Consider the following 20,357-nt stretch of genomic DNA (forward strand, 5'->3'; position numbering starts at 1 on the left):
GGCTTCGATGTTGCCTTCTTAATCCGCTGTGTTAGCGAGGCAAGTCATGTGGATCGATACGCACTGCCATCTCGATGCTTCTGAATTCGACGCCGACCGCGAGCATGTCGCGGCGGCGGCGAAGAGCGCGGGCGTGGGGCGTATCGTGATTCCGGCCATCGGCCGCCAGAACTTTGCAGCCGTGCGCGAGTTGGCGCATCGCGTCGACGGTGGCGCTTACGCGCTCGGCATTCATCCGCTCTTCACGCCGTCCGCGCAGGAACACGATCTTGAACTGCTCCGGATGGAAATTCAGGCAAGCCTCGACGACCCGCGCTTTATCGGCATCGGCGAGATAGGGCTGGATTATTTCGTCGACGGTCTCGACGACGCCCAGCAGCAATTCTTCTACAACGGCCAACTGCAGATTGCGCGCGAATTCGATCTGCCGGTGATCTGCCACGTGCGCAAATCGCAGGATCAGGTAATCAAAGGGCTGCGTCGGCACCAGATTCATCGCGGCATCGCACATGCATTCAACGGCAGCTTCCAGCAGGCGCAGGCCTATATCGATCAGGGCATGCATCTCGGCTTCGGCGGCAATCTGACGTTTGAGCGCGCGCGACAGATTCGCCGGCTTGCGGAGCAATTGCCGTTCGACGCACTGGTCGTCGAGACCGACGCGCCCGACATCCCACCTTCATGGATCTACAGGCAGCGCAACTCGCCCGAGCAGATTCCCGGCATTGGCGCGGGTCTCGCCCAACTGCGCGGCATGGCCGTCGACGAAGCCGCCCTAGGCACAACGGCTAACGCGCTCGCGGCACTGCCGCGGCTCGCACTTTCCTCTGCATAATCGTTCACGTTGATCTGAGTGGTTCGCGCCGGGCGAGACCCACGTCCGGCGGCATGCTGACGCCTGCGCGTTGTGCGCGGTGCGTCGCCTCGTCCGGTGCTTGGTGAGCGGAGGACGGATGCGTGCATGGTGGTGTGGGTTTGCGTTGGGTGTCATCTGGCTTCAGCAACAGGCGGTGTTGCCGGGCTGGAGCGGCTGGTGTGCCGTGGTGTCGCTGGGCTTTGCGGCGTTCGCTGCTGCAGTATGGAGTTTGCGGGGCTGCGGTTCGGTCGAACGTGACAGCGACACGGCGGACGCCTGTTCCTGGCTTCGACGCTTGCGTTCATTCGCCGGTTGGAGCGCGCTCTGGTGCGCGGCGATGTGCGCCGGCTTCGGCTTTGCCGCGTGGCGCGCGGAAATACGGCTCGCGGCGAGCTTGCCGCCCGCATGGGAAGGCCGCGACATCGATGTGATTGGCAGCATCAAAGGCTTGCCCGCGCGGGACGACAAGGGGACGCGTTTTCTCTTCGATGTCGAGTCGGTCGAGACGCTTGCCGTGGAACCGGACTCGCCGGCGCAGCTCATCTTTCCACGGGTGATTCAACTATCGTGGATCGCCGACGAAGCGCCGCCGCCGCCGCTCGAACCCGGCGAGCGCTGGCGTCTGCGTGTGCGTCTCAAACGGCCGCACGGCAATGCGAACTTTGGCGTGCGCGATGCCGAAGCCGCGTTGCTCGCACGCAATGTGCGGGCCACCGGCTATGTGAGCGCGGCCGCTCAAGCGGTACGTTTGCGAGGAAATGCGCGCGGCGTCGGCGTGATCGTGGACCGCTGGCGCGCGGCGCTGCGGGCACGGATCGACACGGTGCTCGCGAGCGCCCCGCATCGCGGCATCGTCGTGGCGCTCGCGATCGGCGCGCAGGACGAAGTCAGCGCCGCCGACTGGCAGTTGATGCGCGCCACGGGCACGAGTCATCTGGTGGCGATTTCGGGTCTGTATATTGGCTTTGCCGCGGGTCTCGCGGCCTGGCTGGCGGGCGCATTCTGGCGGCGCTCCGGATGGATCGGTCGGAACTGGCCACTGTGGCTACCCGCGCAAATCGTCGCAGTGACGGGCGGGGCGTTGTTCGCCGCACTGCATGCCGCATTGGCCGGCTTCAATGTGCCCGCCCAACGCGCGTTGTGGATGGCGGGCGTCGTCGCGCTCGCGTATGCGAGCGGGCGCAATATCGCGCGCTCGGTCGTGCTCGCATGGGCGCTCGGACTCGTGCTGCTGATCGATCCGTGGGCGGTGGTGTCGGCAGGATTCTGGTTGTCGTTCTGCGCGGTGGCGGCGATTCTCTTCGCGATTTCGGGGCGGCCGCGTGTGCAGAATCACGAGCAACATACGCATGAGATCGACCAAAGTGGCGACGCGCCCGGCAGACTGTCGCGCCTGCGAGCCGATGCATGGCGACGCATTCGCGCCGTCGGCGAACGGCTGCGCGGCGCCGCGCATGTGCAGTTCGCGGTGACGGTCGCGCTTGCGCCGCTCACCGTCTACTGGTTCGCGCAGATTCCGCTGATCGGGCCGCTCGCGAACGCCTTTGCCATTCCGTGGGTGAGCCTGCTCGTTACGCCGTCGGTGCTCGCGGGCGTCGTGTTGCCCGCGCCGCTCGATGCGTACGCATTGCGGATCGCGCATGCGTTGCTCGGCGTGATGATCGCCGGATTGCAATCGATGTCAGGGCCTCGTTGGGTGCTCTGGTGGCTGCCCCAACCGGACATATGGACACTTGTCGCCGCCGCGGTCGGCGTACTCTGGTGCCTCGCGCCGCGCGGCTGGCCGCTGCGCTGGGCCGCGCCGCTGACGTGGCTGCCGCTGCTCGCGCCGGGGCCGTCCGGGCCGCCGCACGGCAGTTTCCGGCTGACCGCGCTGGACGTCGGCCAGGGTACGTCGGTGCTGGTAGAGACGGCACATCATGTGCTGCTGTTCGACACCGGTCCGGGACCGGAATCGACACACGCGGGCGAGCGAGTGGTCGTGCCGTTTTTACAGGCGCACGGCGTGAAGGTGCTGGATACGCTGATCGTCAGTCACGCCGACTCCGATCACTCGGGCGGCGCGCCGGCGGTACTCGATGCAATCGAGGTTCGTCAGATGGTCGCGGCTCTCGCGCCCGCCAATGCACTGTGGGCCAACGCGCGGCAACGCGGCGCGCAGACGCTGCCTTGCGCGGCGGGGCAGCGCTGGCAGTGGGACGGTGTCCAGTTCGCGATGCTCTGGCCCGATGCCGGGCCGCTGCAAGGCAAGCCGAACGCGCATTGCTGCGTCCTGAGCGTGAGCACGTTGCCGCGCGTGGGTTTGGCGTCGGCCGTGGGTGGTGCAACGCGTAGTGAGTCGGGCAGTGAATGGGACGGTAAGTCCGACAGTAACTCGGCCAATGAGTCGGCCAATGAGTCGGCCAATGAGTCGCGTAATGATTCGAACGACACACGTCTTGCAGCGCTATTGACCGCCGACATCGAGGCGCCGGCCGAACGCATTCTGCTCTCGCGCGATCGCGACATGCTGCGTGCTCAGGTGCTCGTCGTCCCGCATCATGGCAGCAAGACCTCGTCGACCGAACCGTTCCTCGATTCTATCGACCCGCTCATCGCGCTATTTCAGGTAGGCTATCGCAACCGGTTTCATCATCCCAGTGCGGGAGTGTTGGCGCGCTATTCGGCGCGGCATATCGAGCTTGGACGCAGCGATACGGACGGCGCGGTGCGCGTTCTCATCGATCCGGACTTTGCGGCGCGACGAAGTCCGCATGCGCCCGGCGCCGCACTGACAATCGAGCGTTATCGCGACACGCACCGGCGTTACTGGATGGATCGTTGAACCGATTCAGAGCACGGCTGCATAGATTCGAAGGAGCGCAAAAGAACGCGCGGACGAAGTAGGTGGCCGGGAAATGAGGCGCGCTGCAAGCGGCTTAGTGAGCGCTGGGAGGGCACTCTACAACATTCGCGAGACAACCGCAGCACACCACACAACATCCAGTAGCACTTGCAAGACATTCACATAGCGTCACCCGCCGTGCGAAAAAAACAGAACGGAGACAGCCGCAGTTGAAAAACATCATTCACTTTTCGCACGCCAACGGTTTTCCGGCGTCGACTTACCGGACGATCTTCGCGGAACTCGCCGACGACTACGAAGTGCGCCACATCGAACGCATTGCGCACGACTCGCGCTATCCGGTGACGCAGGACTGGCCGCATCTCGTCGAGCAACTGGTCGACGAGATAGGCCGCACCTACGAGCAACCCGTGTGGCTCGTCGGACATTCGCTGGGCGGTTACGTGTCGCTGATGGCCGCGCTGAAAAAACCGCAGTGGGTGAGGGGCGTGGTGATGCTCGACTCGCCGGTGATCGACGGTTGGCGCAGCAGCATACTGCGCGTGTCGCAGTGGACCGGGCTCGACGAGCGGCTCTCGCCCGCGGCCGCCACGCGTACGCGCCGCACTCACTGGGCGAGCCGCGACGAGGCATGGCGGCACTTTCATTCGAAGCCTGCATTTGCGCGCTGGGACGAGCGCATGCTGTCCGACTACATCGAGTTCGGCATTCCGCAGGTTTCGCACGACGGCTCGCGAAGCCTCGCGTTCGATCGCCGGATCGAGTATCAGATCTATCGGACCTTGCCGCATACGCTCGGCTCGCGCCTCGCTCGCGGCGCGCCGGTGCCCGTGGGATTCATCGCCGGCACGCGGTCGAGGGAAATCCGCCAGGTGGGTTTGCGCGCCACACGCCGTGCGACTGGCGGCCATGTGGAATGGATCGAAGGCAGCCATCTCTTTCCAATGGAAAAGCCGATTGAAACCGCGCGTGCCGTGCAGCGGATGTTGCGCGAACTGGAACGCCCCGCCTGACGCGGCGCACGCCGTCACCGTTGGTTTCGGCGGCGCGTATGCGTGCACGGGCCGCTCGCATTTTGCTGGGGTTGAGACCCTGCTTTACGGTATAATCCGTTTTTCCCGCGAGCATCCAGCGATGACCAAATATGTTTTCGTCACCGGCGGCGTAGTATCTTCCCTCGGCAAGGGTATTGCCGCCGCTTCCCTCGCCGCGATCCTCGAATCGCGCGGTCTTAAAGTCACCCTTCTCAAGCTAGATCCTTACATCAACGTCGACCCCGGCACGATGAGCCCGTTCCAACACGGCGAAGTGTTCGTGACGGAAGACGGAGCGGAGACCGATCTCGACCTCGGCCACTACGAGCGCTTCATCAGCACGAAGATGCGCAAGGCCAATAACTTCACCACGGGCCAGATCTACGAATCGGTGATCCGCAAGGAACGCCGCGGCGATTATCTCGGCAAGACTGTGCAGGTCATTCCGCACATCACGAATGAAATCCAGGCGTTCATCGAACGTGGCGCAGCCTCGGCCACCTGTGGCGAGCCAGACGTCGCGATCGTCGAAGTGGGCGGCACGGTGGGCGACATCGAATCATTGCCGTTTCTCGAAGCCGCACGTCAGATGAGCCTGCGCATGGGCCGCAACAGCGCGTGCTTCGTGCACCTCACGCTGGTGCCCTGGGTCGCCACTGCCGGCGAACTGAAAACCAAGCCCACGCAACACAGCGTGCAGAAGCTGCGCGAGATCGGTATTTCGCCGCACGTGCTGCTGTGCCGCGCCGACCGCCGCATTCCAGACGACGAGCGCGCGAAAATTTCGATGTTCTCGAATGTGCCCGAAGACGCCGTGATCTCCGTGTGGGACGCGGACAGCATCTACAAGATCCCGCAGATGCTGCACGACCAGGGTCTGGACGCGATCATCTGCGAGGAGCTCAAGCTCACGCCGAAGGCCGCCGATCTGTCGATGTGGTCCGACCTCGTCGAGAAGCTCGAGAATCCGCAGCACGAAGTCACCATCGGCATGGTCGGCAAATATGTCGATCTGACCGAGTCGTACAAGTCGCTGATCGAAGCGCTGCGCCATGCATCCATGCATACGTCGACGCGCGTGAACATCGAGTACATCGATTCCGAAGAGATCGAGACGCAAGGCGTCGAAAGTCTCAAGCATCTCGACGCGGTGCTCGTGCCTGGCGGCTTCGGCCGTCGCGGCACCGAAGGCAAGATCGCCGCGATCCGCTATGCACGTGAGGCCAAGGTGCCGTATCTCGGCATTTGCCTGGGCATGCAGCTGGCCGTGATCGAATTTGCGCGCGACGTCGTCGGTCTGAAGAACGCGAACAGCACCGAGTTCGATCAGGAAACCGAAAATCGCGTGGTCGCGCTGATCACCGAGTGGTACGACCGCGAAGGCCGCGTCGAAAAGCGTACCGAGGAATCGGATCTCGGCGGCACGATGCGCCTCGGCTCGCAGCGTTGTCCGATCAAGCCCGGGACGATGGCCGAAGAAATCTACGGCCGCGACGTGAACGAACGCCATCGTCACCGTTATGAAGTCAATAACCGCTTCGTGCCCCAGCTCGAGGGCGGCGGTCTTATCATCAGCGCACGTACCCCGAGTGAAGATCTGCCGGAAATGATGGAACTGCCGCGCAGCATGCACCCGTGGTTCGTCGGCGTGCAGTTCCATCCAGAATTCACGTCCACGCCGCGTGACGGCCATCCGCTGTTCAAGTCGTTTGTCGAGGCAGCACTCGCACGTCAGCAGTCGCGCGTTGGGAACGAAGTCGGGGAGAAAGCATGAAACTGGGCGATTTCGAAATCGGGCTCGACAAGCCGTTTTTCCTGATCGCAGGCACCTGTGTTGTCGAATCCGAACAGATGACGATCGACACGGCGGGCCGGCTGAAGGAAATCTGCGCGAAGCTGAACATCCCGTTCATCTACAAATCGTCGTACGACAAGGCCAATCGCAGCAGCGGCAAGTCGTTTCGTGGCTTGGGCATGGACGAAGGTTTGCGCATTCTGTCGGAAGTGAAGCGTCAGCTTGGTCTGCCGGTGCTGACGGATGTTCACGCCGAGCACGAGATCGAACAGGTCGCTTCAGTGGTCGACGTGCTGCAAACGCCGGCTTTCCTGTGCCGTCAAACGGACTTCATTCACGCGTGCGCGCGTTCCGGCAAACCGGTCAACATCAAGAAAGGCCAGTTTCTCGCGCCGCACGACATGAAGAACGTGATCGACAAGGCGCGTGACGCAGCACGTGAAGCCGGTCTGTCGGAAGACCGCTTTATGGCGTGCGAGCGCGGCGTGTCGTTTGGCTATAACAATCTGGTGTCGGACATGCGCTCGCTCGCGATCATGCGCGAAACTCATGCGCCGGTCGTGTTCGACGCCACGCACTCGGTGCAGTTGCCGGGCGGGCAGGGCACGAGCTCAGGCGGTCAGCGCGAATTCGTGCCGGTGCTGGCGCGTGCAGCGGTGGCGGTCGGCGTCGCGGGTCTCTTCATGGAAACGCACCCGAATCCCGCGCAGGCCAAATCGGACGGCCCGAACGCGGTGCCGCTTCACCGCATGGCCGATCTGCTGGAGACGCTCGTCACGCTGGATCAGGCCGTCAAGCGCGCGCCGTTTCTCGAAAGCGATTTCAACTGATTCAGGTGTTTGCGGCGTGTCGGCTCGCGTCTTGAGCCGCTCGCCTAAGCGCGTCAGCGCTAACTCCGGTCGACAAGTGTCGCAGTAAAGAATTCAACGTCATTTCTTGAGGAAACCATGAGTGCTATCGTAGATATCATCGGTCGAGAGATTCTCGATTCGCGAGGCAATCCCACCGTCGAATGCGACGTGCTGCTCGAGTCGGGCACGATGGGCCGCGCCGCGGTGCCGTCGGGCGCGTCCACCGGTTCGCGTGAAGCGATCGAACTGCGCGACGGCGAGACCGGCCGCTACGGCGGCAAGGGCGTGCTGAAGGCCGTCGAGCACATCAACACCGAAATCTCCGAAGCGATCATGGGCCTCGACGCTTCCGAGCAGGCTTTCCTCGACAAGACGCTGCTCGAACTCGACGGCACCGACAACAAGTCGCGCCTCGGCGCGAACGCGATGCTGGCTGTTTCCATGGCCGTCGCGAAGGCAGCCGCCGAAGAAGCAGGCTTGCCGCTGTACCGCTACTTCGGCGGCTCGGGCGCAATGCAACTGCCGGTGCCGATGATGAATATCGTCAACGGCGGCGCGCACGCGAACAACAGCCTGGACATCCAGGAATTCATGATCGTGCCGGTCAGCCAGCCGACCTTCCGCGAAGCACTGCGCTGCGGCGCGGAAGTGTTCCACGCGCTGAAGAAAATCCTGTCGGACCGCGGTATGAGCACGGCGGTGGGCGACGAAGGCGGCTTCGCGCCGAACTTCGGCAGCAACGACGAATGTCTGTCGACCATCCTGCAAGCCATCGAGAAAGCCGGCTACCGCGCGGGCGAAGACGTGCTGCTCGCGCTCGACTGCGCGGCCAGCGAGTTCTACCACGACGGCAAGTACCAGTTGGCTGGCGAAGGCTTGCAACTGTCGTCGGCGGAATTCACCGACTATCTCGCCACGCTCGCCGACAAGTTCCCGATCGTGTCGATCGAAGACGGCATGCACGAAAGCGACTGGGAAGGCTGGAAGCTCCTGACCGATAAGCTCGGCAAGAAAATCCAGCTCGTGGGCGACGACCTGTTCGTGACCAACACGCGCATCCTGAAGGAAGGCATCGAGAAGGGCATCGCGAACTCGATCCTCATCAAGATCAACCAGATCGGCACGCTGACGGAAACCTTCGCGGCCATCGAAATGGCCAAGCGCGCGGGCTACACGGCTGTGATCTCGCACCGCTCGGGCGAAACGGAAGACTCGACGATTGCGGACATCGCCGTCGGCCTCAACGCCGGTCAGATCAAGACCGGTTCGCTCTCGCGTTCGGACCGCATCTCGAAGTACAACCAGTTGCTGCGCATTGAAGAAGACCTCGGCGATATCGCCAGCTATCCGGGCAAGTCGGCCTTCTACAATCTGCGCTAATGGTGGTTTGTTGCCTGTTTCCAGCGCTGACCGATGAGCCGGTATTTCTTCGTGTCTGATTGACCCTCGCCGCCCTGCGTACAGCGCAGGGCGGCGCGTATCTATTGTGCTTACTTCATGCGGCTCGTCACTGCTGTCCTGATCGTTCTGCTCGCGTTGATCCAGTACCCGCTCTGGTGGGGCCATGGCGGGTGGTTGCGCGTGCACGAGCTGCAGCAGCAACTCGCGCAGCAGGTGCAAAAGAACGCCGATTCGAAGCTGCGCAATGAGCGCATTCAGGGTGAGGTGCAGGACTTGCAGAACGGCACGGCTGCCGTCGAAGAGCGCGCCCGCTACGAAATGGGCATGGTCAAGGACGGCGAAGTGTTCGTGCAGTTCGTCTCACCGAACGCACCGTTGCCGACGGCGAACGCACCTTCGGCTTCCACCTCGACTCGCGGGGAAGTATCGGCTGCGCCGCTGCATGTGGTGCCGAATCCGGAATCGCGTGCGAAGCCCGACCGCAAGCATGGCGGCAAGCCGGCAAAGGACAAGAAGCCCGCGCACTAAATCCGGCGACGATCGCGGGTTAGCGGCGGTTCAGTGAGAGGGCGAAAGAAAGGCGCGGTGAAAACCGCGCTTTTTTTCATCGCAAGCGTTCAGCATTGTGGTTGCGCGGCAAGATGGTGGCATCCGCTGGCCTTCGTCCGCACAAATATCACCAGCCCCAGTACGGCCCGTAACCGACGCCGACACCCGTGCCCCAGCCGTGCCCCCATCCACCGCCGTAATAGCTGCCGTACACACTGACGGGCGGCGCGTAGTAGCGCGACCATGCCTGCGCGGCGTTTTCAGCGGCAATTGCCTGGTTTTGTTCGGCCATGACCTGCTGATCGATTGCGTCGTAACGCTGGCGCTCGGCCGGCGTGAGCGGTTGCGCTGTGCCAGCCATGCCCGACTGATCCGCGGGTAGCCGGCTATAGATGGGCGAGGGGCCCGGCGGGTCCATCATGCAGCCCGTCAACGCGGTGGTCACGGCGAATGCCGTCAAAAGGCCAAGTGCGCGCGCGGGACGTAGCAACGAAGTAGGAATGCTCATGTTCGGTCTCGATCGGTCGGATACCTAAGTAAAACATGCGCTGCATGCATCGCCAACGACTCAAAGCAAGGTCGCGCGACATCAACGATACCGCGCCGCCCATGCCGCTGAAAAGATGCGGGACGGCGCGTGATTGAGTGCGCTAACAGAGGACGGCTGATTGGCTGACTCGTCGCCGGACGTCGCCGCAAGCGCGGAAACCGCGGCCAGCCAACCGTTTTTAGTGACGCTGCCCAGCGGCCGGCGTTACACCTTGTGAGAGTGCGTTGGCGACAAAAAGTTGCGCCACGTCGACCGGGTCGAACTCATACCGCTGGTTGCAGAACTCGCAATGAATCTCCACGTGGCCGCGCTCTGCGATCACGCCGTCCACTTCCTCGCGGCCGAGCATTTTCAGCATGGAGCCGACTTTCTCGCGCGAGCAGGTGCATTCGAAACGCGCCGTGGCCGGCTCGAAATGCTGGACGTTTTCTTGCCAGAAGAGCCGGCGGAACACCGTTTCCGGTTCTTCCTTCAGCAACTCGTCTTGCGACAGCGTGCCGCCGAGCGTGCAGACGCGTTCCCACGTATCCGCGTCGAGTTCGCCCGGATGCGGGACGATGCCGCCGTCGCCCGGCAGCTTTTGCAGCAGCATGCCGACCGCACGTTCGGAATTCGCTGCGAGCCACAGACGCGTGTCGAGCTGCTCGGAGTGATGCATGTAGTGCTCGAGCACTTCGGCCATTGAATTGAGCGGACCATCCACGCCCGACAGCGGCACGATGCTTTGGTACGGTTGCTGGCCCGGCTTCTTGTTGTGCGGATCGAGCGTGATCACGCAGCGGCCGTGACCGCTAGCGTTGAGCAGTTCGACCATGGAGGTGGTCTCGCTGATCGTGCTGCCTTCGTCGCCGGAAAGCTTGGCGGTGGCGCGCATCGAAAGATCGGAGCTGCATTGCACGACCAGCATCTTGGCCGGGCCGTCGCCGAAAATCTGCATGACCAGCGTGCCGTCGAACTTCAGATTCGCCGACAGCAGCGCGCATGCGGCCATCATTTCGCCGAGAATCGTCCGCACGGGCGCCGGATACTCGCGGCGGGTCAGCACTTCCTGCCACGTATTGCGCAGCGAAACGATTTCGCCGCGCACGGGCGCCGCGCTGAACATGAATTTTTGCAACTGGTCGCTCACAACTTTTCCTCTGTCGAATGGCGCGGCAAGGCGAGATGCCATGCAGTGCCGTGCGCGCCGGCTGATTAGCCGATGCGCACGAGCTGCGCCTTGAAATACTCGCGGCGCTCGGCGTAACTTGCCGTGCCGCGCTGCATGTTGGCGATATCCGTCTCGGTCAGTTCGCGCACCACTTTGGCGGGCGCGCCGAGAATCAGCGAGTTGTCGGGAAACACCTTGCCTTCGGTGACGATCGCGCCCGCTCCAACCAGACAGTTGCGGCCGATTACCGCGCCATTCAAGACCACCGCCTGAATTCCGATCAGCGAGCCTTCCTTGATCGTGCAGCCGTGCAGCATCACCTGGTGACCGACGGTCACGTTCGGCTCGATCGTCAGCGGGAAGCCGGGGTCGGTGTGCAGAACCGCGCTCTCTTGCACGTTGCTACCCGCGCCCAGCGTGATCGGCTCGTTGTCGCCGCGAAGCGTCGCGCCGAACCAGACGCTGGAATTTTCCTCCAGCGTCACATTGCCGATGATGGTCGCCGAATCCGCGACGAATACGCTTTCGTGGATGGTTGGGGCGGCGTCGCCAAGCTTGTAAATGGTCACGGTGTCTCTTCTTGATCGGTCGTCGGGGGCGCGATGGGCCGCGGGCCTGTGTGGTGCGTCGTTTGACGGCTCGTCGGACGCCGCGGATTGTCGAATCGAGTATTGTAAACGGTTGTGTGGTTATGCCGCTTGGCGCGGTGGTGCCAGACGAGAAGCGGGGCAGTTGTGGCTGTTCGAATTGCTCCTGGCATCCGCTGACCGTTCGAGCGACCATGCGGTCCCGCGACGAAGATTCGCAGCGGAGGCTCTCGGGCAAACACAACACTATCGTCGTGTCGGACCGTCCGCGACCTGCGCCGCTAACATTCCAACTTCCAGTGCCTTTCTCCAATTCCCTTCCGATGATGCCCGCCGTTTCTCCCGCTCCCTCGGCGCCGTCCGCTCGGTCCGCGCCTGCTACCGGCAGCCCGCCGCTCTGTGCGCGCACCGCAGCGCTGGGCGCGTTACGCGAAGCCGACCCGGCCACCAAGGCGAGCGCGACGCGCGCGTTGTATGCGGCCGTGCTCGACGGCAGCCTGCCGTGCCCCGCAGACCTCGAACTCGATGAACCGCCTGAACTGCCGGGCCGGCCGGCCCGGCCGGAACTCGTCGAGCCGCGCAAGCTCGGGCGGCGCAACATGCAATCGCCGCAAGGGCGGGCGGTCCTGCTGCACGCGCTCGCGCACATCGAGTTCAACGCGATCAACCTCGCGCTCGACGCCGTGTGGCGCTTCCCCGGCATGCCCGCCGCCTTCTATACCGACTGGCTTAAGGTCGCCGCCGAAGAGGCGTACCACTTTTCGCTGCTGAGCGCGCGGCTCGCGGAATACGGCCACGCATACGGCGACTTTCCAGCCCACGACGGCCTCTGGGATATGTGCGAGCGGACTCGCGGCGACGTGCTCGCGCGCATGGCGCTGGTTCCGCGCACGCTTGAAGCCCGCGGTTTGGACGCGTCGCCGCCCATCCGCGCGCGTCTGCAACAGGCGGGAGACCACGCATCGGCGGCAATTCTCGACGTGATTCTGCGCGACGAAATCGGCCATGTGCTGATCGGCAATCGCTGGTTTCGCCATCTGTGCGACAACGGCGGCCTCGACTCGCACGTCACCTACACGCGCCTTGCCGAGCAGTATCGCGCGCCGAAATTGCGTGGTCCGTTCAATTTTGAAGCGCGCCGCGACGCCGGTTTCGACGAGGCCGAGCTTGCCGAACTGACGGCGCTCGCCGGTCTCGACGGCGAGCAGACAGCGCCATCCGGTACTACCGACTGAGCAAAGACGGAGGTTCCTTTTGCAATCCGCCGCGCGCGCGTCGTCCAATTATCTCGTTATAATCGAACGACCATTCTTTTTTGGCGCATCCAATCATGAACCTTTCCCGGTCTGAGTTCGTCGCCGTGCGCGGCGTCCGTTTGCACGTACGGCGTTGGGGCAATCCCGAGGCGCCGATGCTGTTCATGCTGCACGGCTGGATGGACGTGGCGGCTTCGTTCCAGTTCGTGGTCGATGCGCTGAGCGGCGACTGGCAGGTCATCGCGCCGGACTTGCGCGGCTTCGGCCTGTCGGACTGGCCGGTCGCGCAAAGCGGCGGCGGCCACTACTGGTTCCACGACTACCTCGCCGATCTCGACGTTTTGCTCGACCACTATGCGCCGACCGGCCAGGTTGATCTCGTTGGCCATAGTCTCGGCGCGAACATCGTGTGCCTGTATGCGGGCGCGCGGCCGGAGCGCGTGCGGCGCGTGGTGGACCTTGAAGGCTTCGGACTCGCGCCTTCGCATGCGGCTCAGGCGCCGAAACGTCTGCAAAACTGGCTCGACGAGTTGCGCGATCCGCCGCAACTGAAGCGCTACGCGTCGCTCGACGAGGTCGCCGGGCGCCTCATCAAGACGAACCCGCGCCTGGCGCCGGCACGCGCGGAGTTCCTTGCGAAGCATTGGTCGAAGCCGGACGGCGACGGGCGTTTCATGCTGCTCGCGGACCCGGCGCACAAGCTGCGCGGGCCGACGCTGTACCGTCTGGACGAGGTAATGGCCGTGTGGCGTAAGGTGAGCGCGAAAGTGCTGCACGTGGAGGCCGCGAACTCCCAGACGCTCGCGACCATTGCCGGCGAGATTCCGCTCGACGAATTCAAGGCGCGGTTTCAGGCGTTCCCCGACTGGCGCGAAAGCATCATCGACGAAGCGGGGCATATGGTGCACCACGACCAGCCGGAGCAGGTGGCGGCGCTGATCGAGCGATTCTGCGCCTAACGTCGGCGGAGAGTCGGCAGAAACCTCAGCGGCCCAACCTGGCGGCGCGAGATTGCTCTGCGTTCACTTACTGCGTTGCAGTAAAATGCTCGCAGAACCTTCTCCACATGATGATGAACGCCGATCTCCACTGTCACTCCACCGTTTCCGACGGCCAATTCGCGCCGGCCGATGTCGCGCGCCGTGCGCATGCCGGGGGCGTGACGTTGTGGGCGCTGACCGATCACGACGAGCTCGCCGGCCAGCACGAAGCGCGCAGCACCGCCGAGGAACTCGGCATGGGCTACCTGAGCGGCGTCGAAATTTCGGTGACGTGGGCGGCGCGTACGGTGCACATCGTCGGGCTCGGCGTCGATCCCACCAGTTCGGTGCTCATCGACGGTCTCGCGCGCACCCGCAACGGGCGCGCCGCGCGCGCCGAAGCGATCGGCGAGCAACTAGCCACGCTTGGCATTCCGGACGCCTATCAAGGCGCGCTGAAATATGTGTCGAACCCGGACATGATCTCGCGCACGCATTTCGCGCGCTTTCTGGTCGAAGGCGGTTACGCCAGTTCCACGCAAGACGTGTTCAACCGCTATCTCGGCGACGGCAAGCCTGGCTACGTGCCGCACCGCTGGTCGAAGCTGGCCGACGCCGTCGGCTGGATCAAGGCTGCGGGCGGCGAGGCGATCGTCGCGCATCCGGGGCGTTATGCATACTCGCCGGTCGAATTCGACGCGTTTTTCGCCGAATTCATCGACCTCGGCGGCAAGGCAATCGAAGTCGTGACGGGCAGCCACACCCCCGATCAATACCGCGAATACGCCGACGTCGCGCGCCGCTTCGGCTTCGAGGCGTCGCGCGGGTCGGACTTCCATGCCCCTGGCGAAGGCCGCGTCGAACTCGGCGCGCTGCCGCCGCTTCCTTCCGATCTCAAGCCCGTCTGGGAACGCTGGCTGTGAGCCTGCGCCGTGCCGACGCGGCACGTCACGCGCGAGGGCCGTGCGTTCGCGCGCGCTCTCGTGCCGCGCGTCCGGTGCGGCAGCCGCTCAGCCCTTGCTCAGCCGGTTGCTCCACCTCACTTGCCGTTTATCCTTAGCCATCGTTAGCCGCCATGTCCCAATACTTTCGGCTTCATCCAGATAACCCGCAGCCGCGCCTCATCAAACAGGCCGTGCAGATCATCAACGATGGCGGCGTGGTCGCGTTGCCGACGGATTCGAGCTACGCGCTCGCCTGTCATCTCGACGACAAGAACGCGGTCGAGCGCCTGCGCCGGATTCGCGGGCTCGATGAAAAGCAACTGCTGTCGCTGCTGGTGCGCGACCTGTCGGAACTGGCGAACTTCGCGATGGTGGACAACCGGCAATACCGGCTGATCAAATCTGTGACGCCGGGTCCGTACGTATTCGTGCTGCAAGCCACCAAGGAAGTGCCGCGACGTCTGTCGCATCCGTCACGCAAGACGATCGGCCTGCGCGTGCCGGAGCATGCGATCACGCTCGCGATTCTCGGCGAACTCGGCCAGCCGCTGCTCGGCTCCACGCTGATCCTGCCGGGCGAAACCACACCGCTGAACGATCCCGAGGAAATCCGTGCGCGGCTCGAAAAACAACTGGATCTCGTGATCGACGGCGGGGCATGCGTGTGCGAGCCGTCCACGGTGATCGATTTGACCGGCGAGGAGCCGGTGCTGGTGCGGGCAGGGCGCGGTTCTCTCGCGCCATTCGGTCTCGAAGAGACGGCTTGAGCGAAAGCGGACAGATGCACGCAATCGCATTGTTACAATAGCGAGTTATGGATTCTTCCCTGGTACAAACCATCGCGGTCTACGCACTGCCGGTGATTTTCGCAATCACGCTGCACGAGGCCGCGCATGGTTACGTCGCGCGCTGGCTCGGCGACAACACGGCCTACGTGCTCGGCCGCGTTTCCATCAATCCGATGCGGCACATCGATCCGCTCGGCACGATTGCAATTCCCTTGCTGCTTTACTTCGCCACCAGCGGCGCGTTCATGTTCGGCTACGCGAAGCCGGTGCCGGTCGCCTTCGGCAACCTGCGCAATCCGCGTTGGGGCAGCCTGTGGGTTGCCGCGGCGGGCCCGGCCTGCAACTTCGTGCAAGCGCTCATCTGGGGTCTGGTGGGCGTCGGGCTCGCGGTTATGAGCGTCGACGAACCGTTCTTCACGCGCATGGCGGGAGCGGGCGTCGGGGTGAACCTGGTGCTCGGCGTGCTCAATCTGTTTCCGCTGCCGCCACTCGACGGCGGCCGCGTGCTGATGGCGCTGTTGCCGCCGCGGCAAGCCATCACGCTGTCGCGCCTCGAACCGTACGGCTTTTTCATCGTCATGGCGCTCGTCATGACGGGCACGCTGACGCGTTACTGGTTAAGCCCGCTCGTCACGCTCGGTTACAGCGCGATCACTGCAATCCTGACTCCACTTGTTTCGCTTTTCTAAATAACCATGTTCCCAGACCGTATCTTCTCCGGCATGCGGCCCACCGGGTCGCTGCACCTCGGCCACTACCACGGCGTGCTGAAAAACTGGGTGCGGCTGCAGTCCGAATACCCGTGCTTCTTCTGTGTGGTCGACTGGCACGCGCTGACGACCCACTACGAAACGCCGGAGGTGATCGAAAAGAATGTGTGGGACGTACTGATCGACTGGCTTGCATCCGGCATCGATCCGGCGCAGGCCACGCTGTTCATCCAGAGCAAGGTGCCTGAGCATGCCGAACTGGCTCTGCTGCTCGGCATGAGCACGCCGCTCGGCTGGCTCGAACGTGTGCCCACCTACAAGGAGCAGATGGAGAAGCTGAAGGACAAGGACCTGTCCACTTACGGCTTCCTTGGCTACCCGGTGCTGATGGCGGCGGACATTCTGCTGTATCGCGGTTCGCTCGTGCCGGTCGGCGAAGATCAGGTGCCGCACGTCGAAATGACGCGTGAAATTGCGCGCCGTTTCAACTACCTGTACGGCCGCGAGCCGGGCTTCGAACAGAAGGCGAACGAAGCCGCGAAAAAGCTCGGCGGCAAGCGCGCGAAGCTCTATCACGAGTTGCGCAACGCCTACCAGCAGGAAGGCGACGACGAAGCGCTCGAACAGGCGCGCGCCATGTTGCAGGAATCGCAGAGCCTGTCGATGAACGACCGCGAGCGTCTGTTCGGCTACCTCGAAGGCTCGCGCAAGATCATTCTGGTCGAGCCGCAAGCCATGCTGACCGAAGCGTCGCGCATGCCGGGCCTCGACGGTCAGAAAATGTCGAAGTCGTACGGCAATACGATCGGTCTGCGCGAAGACGCCGAGACGATCACGAAGAAAGTGCGCACCATGCCGACCGATCCGGCGCGCGTGCGCCGCACCGATCCGGGCGATCCGGACAAGTGCCCCGTGTGGCAACTGCATCAGGTCTATACCGACGAAACCACGCACGAGTGGGTCCAGAAGGGCTGCCGTTCGGCGGGCATCGGTTGTCTCGAATGCAAGCAGCCGGTGATCGAAGGCATTCTGCGCGAACAGCAGCCGATGCTCGAGCGTGCGCAGAAGTATATGGACGACCCATCGCTGCTGCGTGCCATCGTCGCCGATGGCTGCGACAAGGCCCGCAGGTTCGCCACGGAAACGATGCGCGAGGTGCGCGAGGCGATGGGTCTGTCGTACAACTAACCGGTCGGGCCGCAGACACGAGCGCCATGAGCACCGCCGCTGCCATGCATGGATTGGGCGAGCCGTCGCGCTGGGTGCGTCATTGGGCGCATCTGGTCGCGGCAGGCGGCGCCGTGCTCGACGTGGCGTCGGGCGCGGGGCGGCACGCGCGGTTTTTTGCGTCGCTGGGTCATCCGGTGACGGCAATCGACCGCGACGCGGCGGCGCTGAACACGCTCGCCGACGCGCCGCTCGTCACACCGGTCGCGGCCGACATCGAGCGCGCGCCTTGGCCGTTGCCTGCGGACGCAAAGTTTGCCGCGGTGATCGTCACCAACTATCTGCACCGGCCGCTCTTTCCACAACTGATCCGTTCGCTCGCGCCCGGCGGCGTACTGGTTTACGAGACCTTCGCGCAAGGAAACGAAACGGTCGGCAAACCCTCTAATACCGCGTTCCTGCTCGCCCCCGGCGAACTGCTCGACGTCGTGCGCGGCCAGTTGCGGGTCGTCGCGTTTCAGGACGGTTTTCTCGCGCAGCCACGCCCGGCTTACGTCCAGCGCATCTGCGCGATTCTGGAGACGGAGCGCTCAGACAACCCCGCGCAGGCGGCGCCCCCGCCTTGTTACGAGTTGGCTGGCTAATCCGCTACAATCGCGGTTTACCTGATCAAATTCATGGCGTTTCATGACTAACGGCAATCAATCCGGCAACCCGCGCGGCAACCCGGCCGGCAACGACGGCGTTCAGATTCGCGGCAGCATTCCTGCCATCATTACCCCAATGCTTGAAGACGGCAGCCTCGATCTGCCGGCATTTCGCAAACTGATCGACTGGCACGTCGCGGAGGGCACTAATGCGCTCGTCGTCGTCGGCACGAGTGGCGAGTCGGCCACGTTGTCTGTCGAAGAACATGTGCTGATGGTCAAAACCGCGGTCGAGCACACCGCGGGCCGGATGCCAGTAATCGCGGGCTCGGGCGGCAACTCCACCACCGAAGCCATCGAACTCACGCGCCAGGCGAAGGAAGTCGGCGCGGACGCCACGCTGCAGGTCGTGCCGTACTACAACAAGCCGACCCAGGAAGGCATCTATCGCCATTTCGTGAAGATTGCGGAAACGGTCGATCTGCCGGTCCTCCTGTATAACGTGCCGGGCCGCACGGTCGCGGACATGAGCAACGAGACCATTCTGCGTTGCGCGCAGGTGCCGGGCATCATCGGTGTGAAGGAAGCGACCGGCAATATCGATCGCGCCGCGCATCTGATCAAGTCGGCGCCCGCGCATTTCGGCATCTACAGCGGCGACGATCCTACGGCGGTCGCGCTGATGCTGCTTGGCGGCCACGGCAATATTTCGGTCACGGCAAACGTCGCGCCGCGCGCAATGAGCGAACTGTGCAAAGCCGCGCTTGCGGCGGACGCAAAGACCGCGCGCGAGATTCATCTGAAGCTCCTGTCGCTGCACAAGAACCTGTTCATCGAATCGAATCCGATTCCGGCGAAATGGGCACTGCAGCAGCTGGGTCGTGTGCAGGGCGGAATCCGCCTGCCGCTTACGCCGCTCGACGCGCAATACCACGAAGTGGTGCGTGGCGCGCTGCGCGAAGCGGGCCTGCTGGGATAAGCGGGTCGCCCGCGTACCCGTCAGCGCTCACTCCGCCCACCGGCATTCCCTTAACCGACGTCGATCCAGCCCACGTTCCCGGCACACAGAACCAGGCACCGCGTTCCAGTATCACGAAGGACCTCATGAAACGTTCCGCACTTTCCCTCCACGCAACCCGCATGGCGGCGCTGACGCTTGCCCTGGTGACGCTCGCCGGCTGTGACACCCTGAACGACTGGTTTGCGTCCGATCGCGTGAATTACAAAGGCGCGGGCAGCGCGCCGCCGCTCGCTGTCCCCGGCGATCTGACCACCACGCCGACCGATCAGCGCTACGTCGCGCCGCCGGCCACACTGGCCTTGGGCGGCGCCACGCAGCGCGCGGTTACGGCTGCCGGCAACTCGACGGAAGGCCAGCCGACCGCGCAGGATCCGTACGGCATGCACATCGAGCGTGACGGCGACCGCCGCTGGCTGGTGGTCGACGGCCGCTCGCCGGAACAACTGTGGCCGCAGTTGCAGGAGTTCTGGCAGGAAAACGGCTTCGCGCTGAAAACCGACGCGCCGGCTACCGGCATCATGGTGACCGACTGGGCTGAAAACCGCGCCAATATTCCGGACGACTGGTTCCGCCGTACCGTGGGCAAGGTGATCGACTTCGCGTATTCCTCGGGTACCCGGGACAGTTTCCGCACGCTCGTGTCGCGTGGTCCGTCAGAGACGACGGACATTTCCGTCACGCATAGCGCCATGGAAGAAGTGCTGACGGGGCAGGACAAGACCTCGTCGCGCTGGGAAGAGCGTCCGCGCGATCCGGCGCTCGAAGCGCTGTTCCTGACCAAGCTGATGCAGAAATTCGGCCTGACCGAAAAGCAGTCGAAGCAACTGCTGACCGAAGCGCGCCCGGCCGCTGCGCCGGCCACGCTTGACAAGAGCGCAGGCACATCGACGCTCGATCTGCAGGAATCGTTCGACCGTGCATGGCTGCGCGTGGGCCTTGCGCTCGACCGCACCAACTTCACCGTCGACAACCGCGATCGCGCGAAGGGCATCTACTACGTGCGCTACGCGGATTCGATGCAGGAGCTGAAGAAGGAAGGGCTCCTGGGCAAGCTGTTTTACAGCGGCAATTCGTCGAAGAAACCCGGACAGGAGTTTCTCGTCAACGTGCGCTCGAAGGGCGATGCCGTGACGCAAGTCGCAGTGCTTGACGCTAACGGGCAGATCGACAATTCGTCCGACGCGCAGCGCATCGTGACGCTCCTGCACGCGCAACTGAACTAATCG

General features: G+C 63.7%; 19 protein-coding genes. 16 read left to right on the top strand and 3 right to left on the bottom strand.

The genetic code is table 11. From position 1 onward, the window contains the following. The first annotated feature begins 46 nt into the window (after positions 1-46). The 7 genes from C0Z16_RS03145 to ftsB all read left to right on the top strand — a co-directional run bounded on the left by C0Z16_RS03145 (position 47) and on the right by ftsB (position 9,310). Positions 47-835, top strand: a complete 789-nt coding sequence (locus C0Z16_RS03145; protein ID WP_102630771.1) for a TatD family hydrolase — start codon at positions 47-49, stop codon at positions 833-835. A gap of 118 nt (positions 836-953) precedes the next feature. Next, positions 954-3,680: a DNA internalization-related competence protein ComEC/Rec2 gene (locus C0Z16_RS03150; protein ID WP_102630772.1), complete on the top strand. Its 2,727-nt coding sequence runs from the start codon at positions 954-956 to the stop codon at positions 3,678-3,680. 230 nt (positions 3,681-3,910) lie between these two features. Next, a complete protein-coding gene (locus C0Z16_RS03155) occupies positions 3,911-4,714 on the top strand; it encodes an alpha/beta fold hydrolase (RefSeq protein WP_102630773.1) in 804 nt (267 codons plus the stop codon). Between the two features lie 121 nt (positions 4,715-4,835). Beyond that, positions 4,836-6,509 (top strand): CTP synthase, encoded by a 1,674-nt coding sequence (locus C0Z16_RS03160; protein WP_102630990.1) that lies wholly within the window; start codon positions 4,836-4,838, stop codon positions 6,507-6,509. Next, positions 6,506-7,360 (top strand): 3-deoxy-8-phosphooctulonate synthase, encoded by an 855-nt coding sequence (gene kdsA, locus C0Z16_RS03165; protein ID WP_102630774.1) that lies wholly within the window; start codon positions 6,506-6,508, stop codon positions 7,358-7,360. Before C0Z16_RS03160 ends, kdsA begins: the two co-directional genes overlap by 4 nt. A 117-nt stretch (positions 7,361-7,477) precedes the next feature. Beyond that, positions 7,478-8,761 (top strand): phosphopyruvate hydratase, encoded by a 1,284-nt coding sequence (eno, locus tag C0Z16_RS03170; protein ID WP_020065521.1) that lies wholly within the window; start codon positions 7,478-7,480, stop codon positions 8,759-8,761. Between the two features lie 117 nt (positions 8,762-8,878). Continuing rightward, positions 8,879-9,310 carry a cell division protein FtsB gene (gene ftsB, locus C0Z16_RS03175; protein WP_102630775.1) on the top strand — a complete coding sequence of 144 codons (432 nt, stop codon included), beginning with the start codon at positions 8,879-8,881 and terminating at the stop codon, positions 9,308-9,310. 148 nt (positions 9,311-9,458) lie between these two features. On the opposite strand, the gene C0Z16_RS03180 is transcribed toward ftsB, so the two are convergent. The 3 genes from C0Z16_RS03180 to C0Z16_RS03190 form a co-directional block, all read right to left on the bottom strand. Further along, positions 9,459-9,839, bottom strand: a complete 381-nt coding sequence (locus tag C0Z16_RS03180) for a hypothetical protein (protein WP_102630776.1) — start codon at positions 9,837-9,839, stop codon at positions 9,459-9,461. Between the two features lie 220 nt (positions 9,840-10,059). Beyond that, positions 10,060-11,010, bottom strand: coding sequence for an Hsp33 family molecular chaperone HslO (hslO, locus tag C0Z16_RS03185; protein WP_102630777.1), 951 nt, complete (start codon positions 11,008-11,010; stop codon positions 10,060-10,062). A gap of 65 nt (positions 11,011-11,075) precedes the next feature. Next, positions 11,076-11,600 (bottom strand): gamma carbonic anhydrase family protein, encoded by a 525-nt coding sequence (locus C0Z16_RS03190; protein WP_102630778.1) that lies wholly within the window; start codon positions 11,598-11,600, stop codon positions 11,076-11,078. Between the two features lie 341 nt (positions 11,601-11,941). Here C0Z16_RS03190 and C0Z16_RS03195 point away from each other — a divergent pair, with 341 nt between their 5' ends. The 9 genes from C0Z16_RS03195 to bamC all read left to right on the top strand — a co-directional run bounded on the left by C0Z16_RS03195 (position 11,942) and on the right by bamC (position 20,354). Next, complete coding sequence (locus C0Z16_RS03195) at positions 11,942-12,853, top strand: ferritin-like domain-containing protein (RefSeq protein WP_102630991.1); 912 nt, start codon at positions 11,942-11,944, stop codon at positions 12,851-12,853. A gap of 95 nt (positions 12,854-12,948) precedes the next feature. Beyond that, the gene (locus tag C0Z16_RS03200; protein ID WP_102630779.1) at positions 12,949-13,833 is read left to right on the top strand and encodes an alpha/beta fold hydrolase; all 885 of its coding nucleotides are present in this window, start codon (positions 12,949-12,951) and stop codon (positions 13,831-13,833) included. A 113-nt stretch (positions 13,834-13,946) separates the two neighbouring features. Further along, complete coding sequence (locus C0Z16_RS03205; protein ID WP_102630992.1) at positions 13,947-14,777, top strand: 3',5'-nucleoside bisphosphate phosphatase; 831 nt, start codon at positions 13,947-13,949, stop codon at positions 14,775-14,777. Between the two features lie 152 nt (positions 14,778-14,929). Further along, positions 14,930-15,565 carry an L-threonylcarbamoyladenylate synthase gene (locus C0Z16_RS03210; protein ID WP_102630780.1) on the top strand — a complete coding sequence of 212 codons (636 nt, stop codon included), beginning with the start codon at positions 14,930-14,932 and terminating at the stop codon, positions 15,563-15,565. 47 nt (positions 15,566-15,612) lie between these two features. Further along, entirely contained in the window at positions 15,613-16,275 is a 663-nt protein-coding gene (locus C0Z16_RS03215; RefSeq protein ID WP_102630781.1) for a site-2 protease family protein, read from the top strand. A gap of 6 nt (positions 16,276-16,281) precedes the next feature. Next, positions 16,282-17,484: a tryptophan--tRNA ligase gene (locus C0Z16_RS03220; RefSeq protein ID WP_102630782.1), complete on the top strand. Its 1,203-nt coding sequence runs from the start codon at positions 16,282-16,284 to the stop codon at positions 17,482-17,484. Positions 17,485-17,510: 26 nt separating this feature from the next. After that, positions 17,511-18,107, top strand: coding sequence for a class I SAM-dependent methyltransferase (locus C0Z16_RS03225; RefSeq protein ID WP_102630783.1), 597 nt, complete (start codon positions 17,511-17,513; stop codon positions 18,105-18,107). 43 nt (positions 18,108-18,150) lie between these two features. Further along, on the top strand, positions 18,151-19,089 hold the full coding sequence (gene dapA, locus C0Z16_RS03230; RefSeq protein ID WP_102630784.1) for a 4-hydroxy-tetrahydrodipicolinate synthase: 939 nt from the start codon (positions 18,151-18,153) through the stop codon (positions 19,087-19,089). Positions 19,090-19,214: 125 nt separating this feature from the next. Continuing rightward, complete coding sequence (bamC, locus tag C0Z16_RS03235; protein ID WP_102630785.1) at positions 19,215-20,354, top strand: outer membrane protein assembly factor BamC; 1,140 nt, start codon at positions 19,215-19,217, stop codon at positions 20,352-20,354. Positions 20,355-20,357 lie beyond the last annotated feature (3 nt).

Origin of the sequence: Paraburkholderia rhynchosiae (assembly GCF_002879865.1) — a bacterium.
Lineage (GTDB): Bacteria > Pseudomonadota > Gammaproteobacteria > Burkholderiales > Burkholderiaceae > Paraburkholderia > Paraburkholderia rhynchosiae.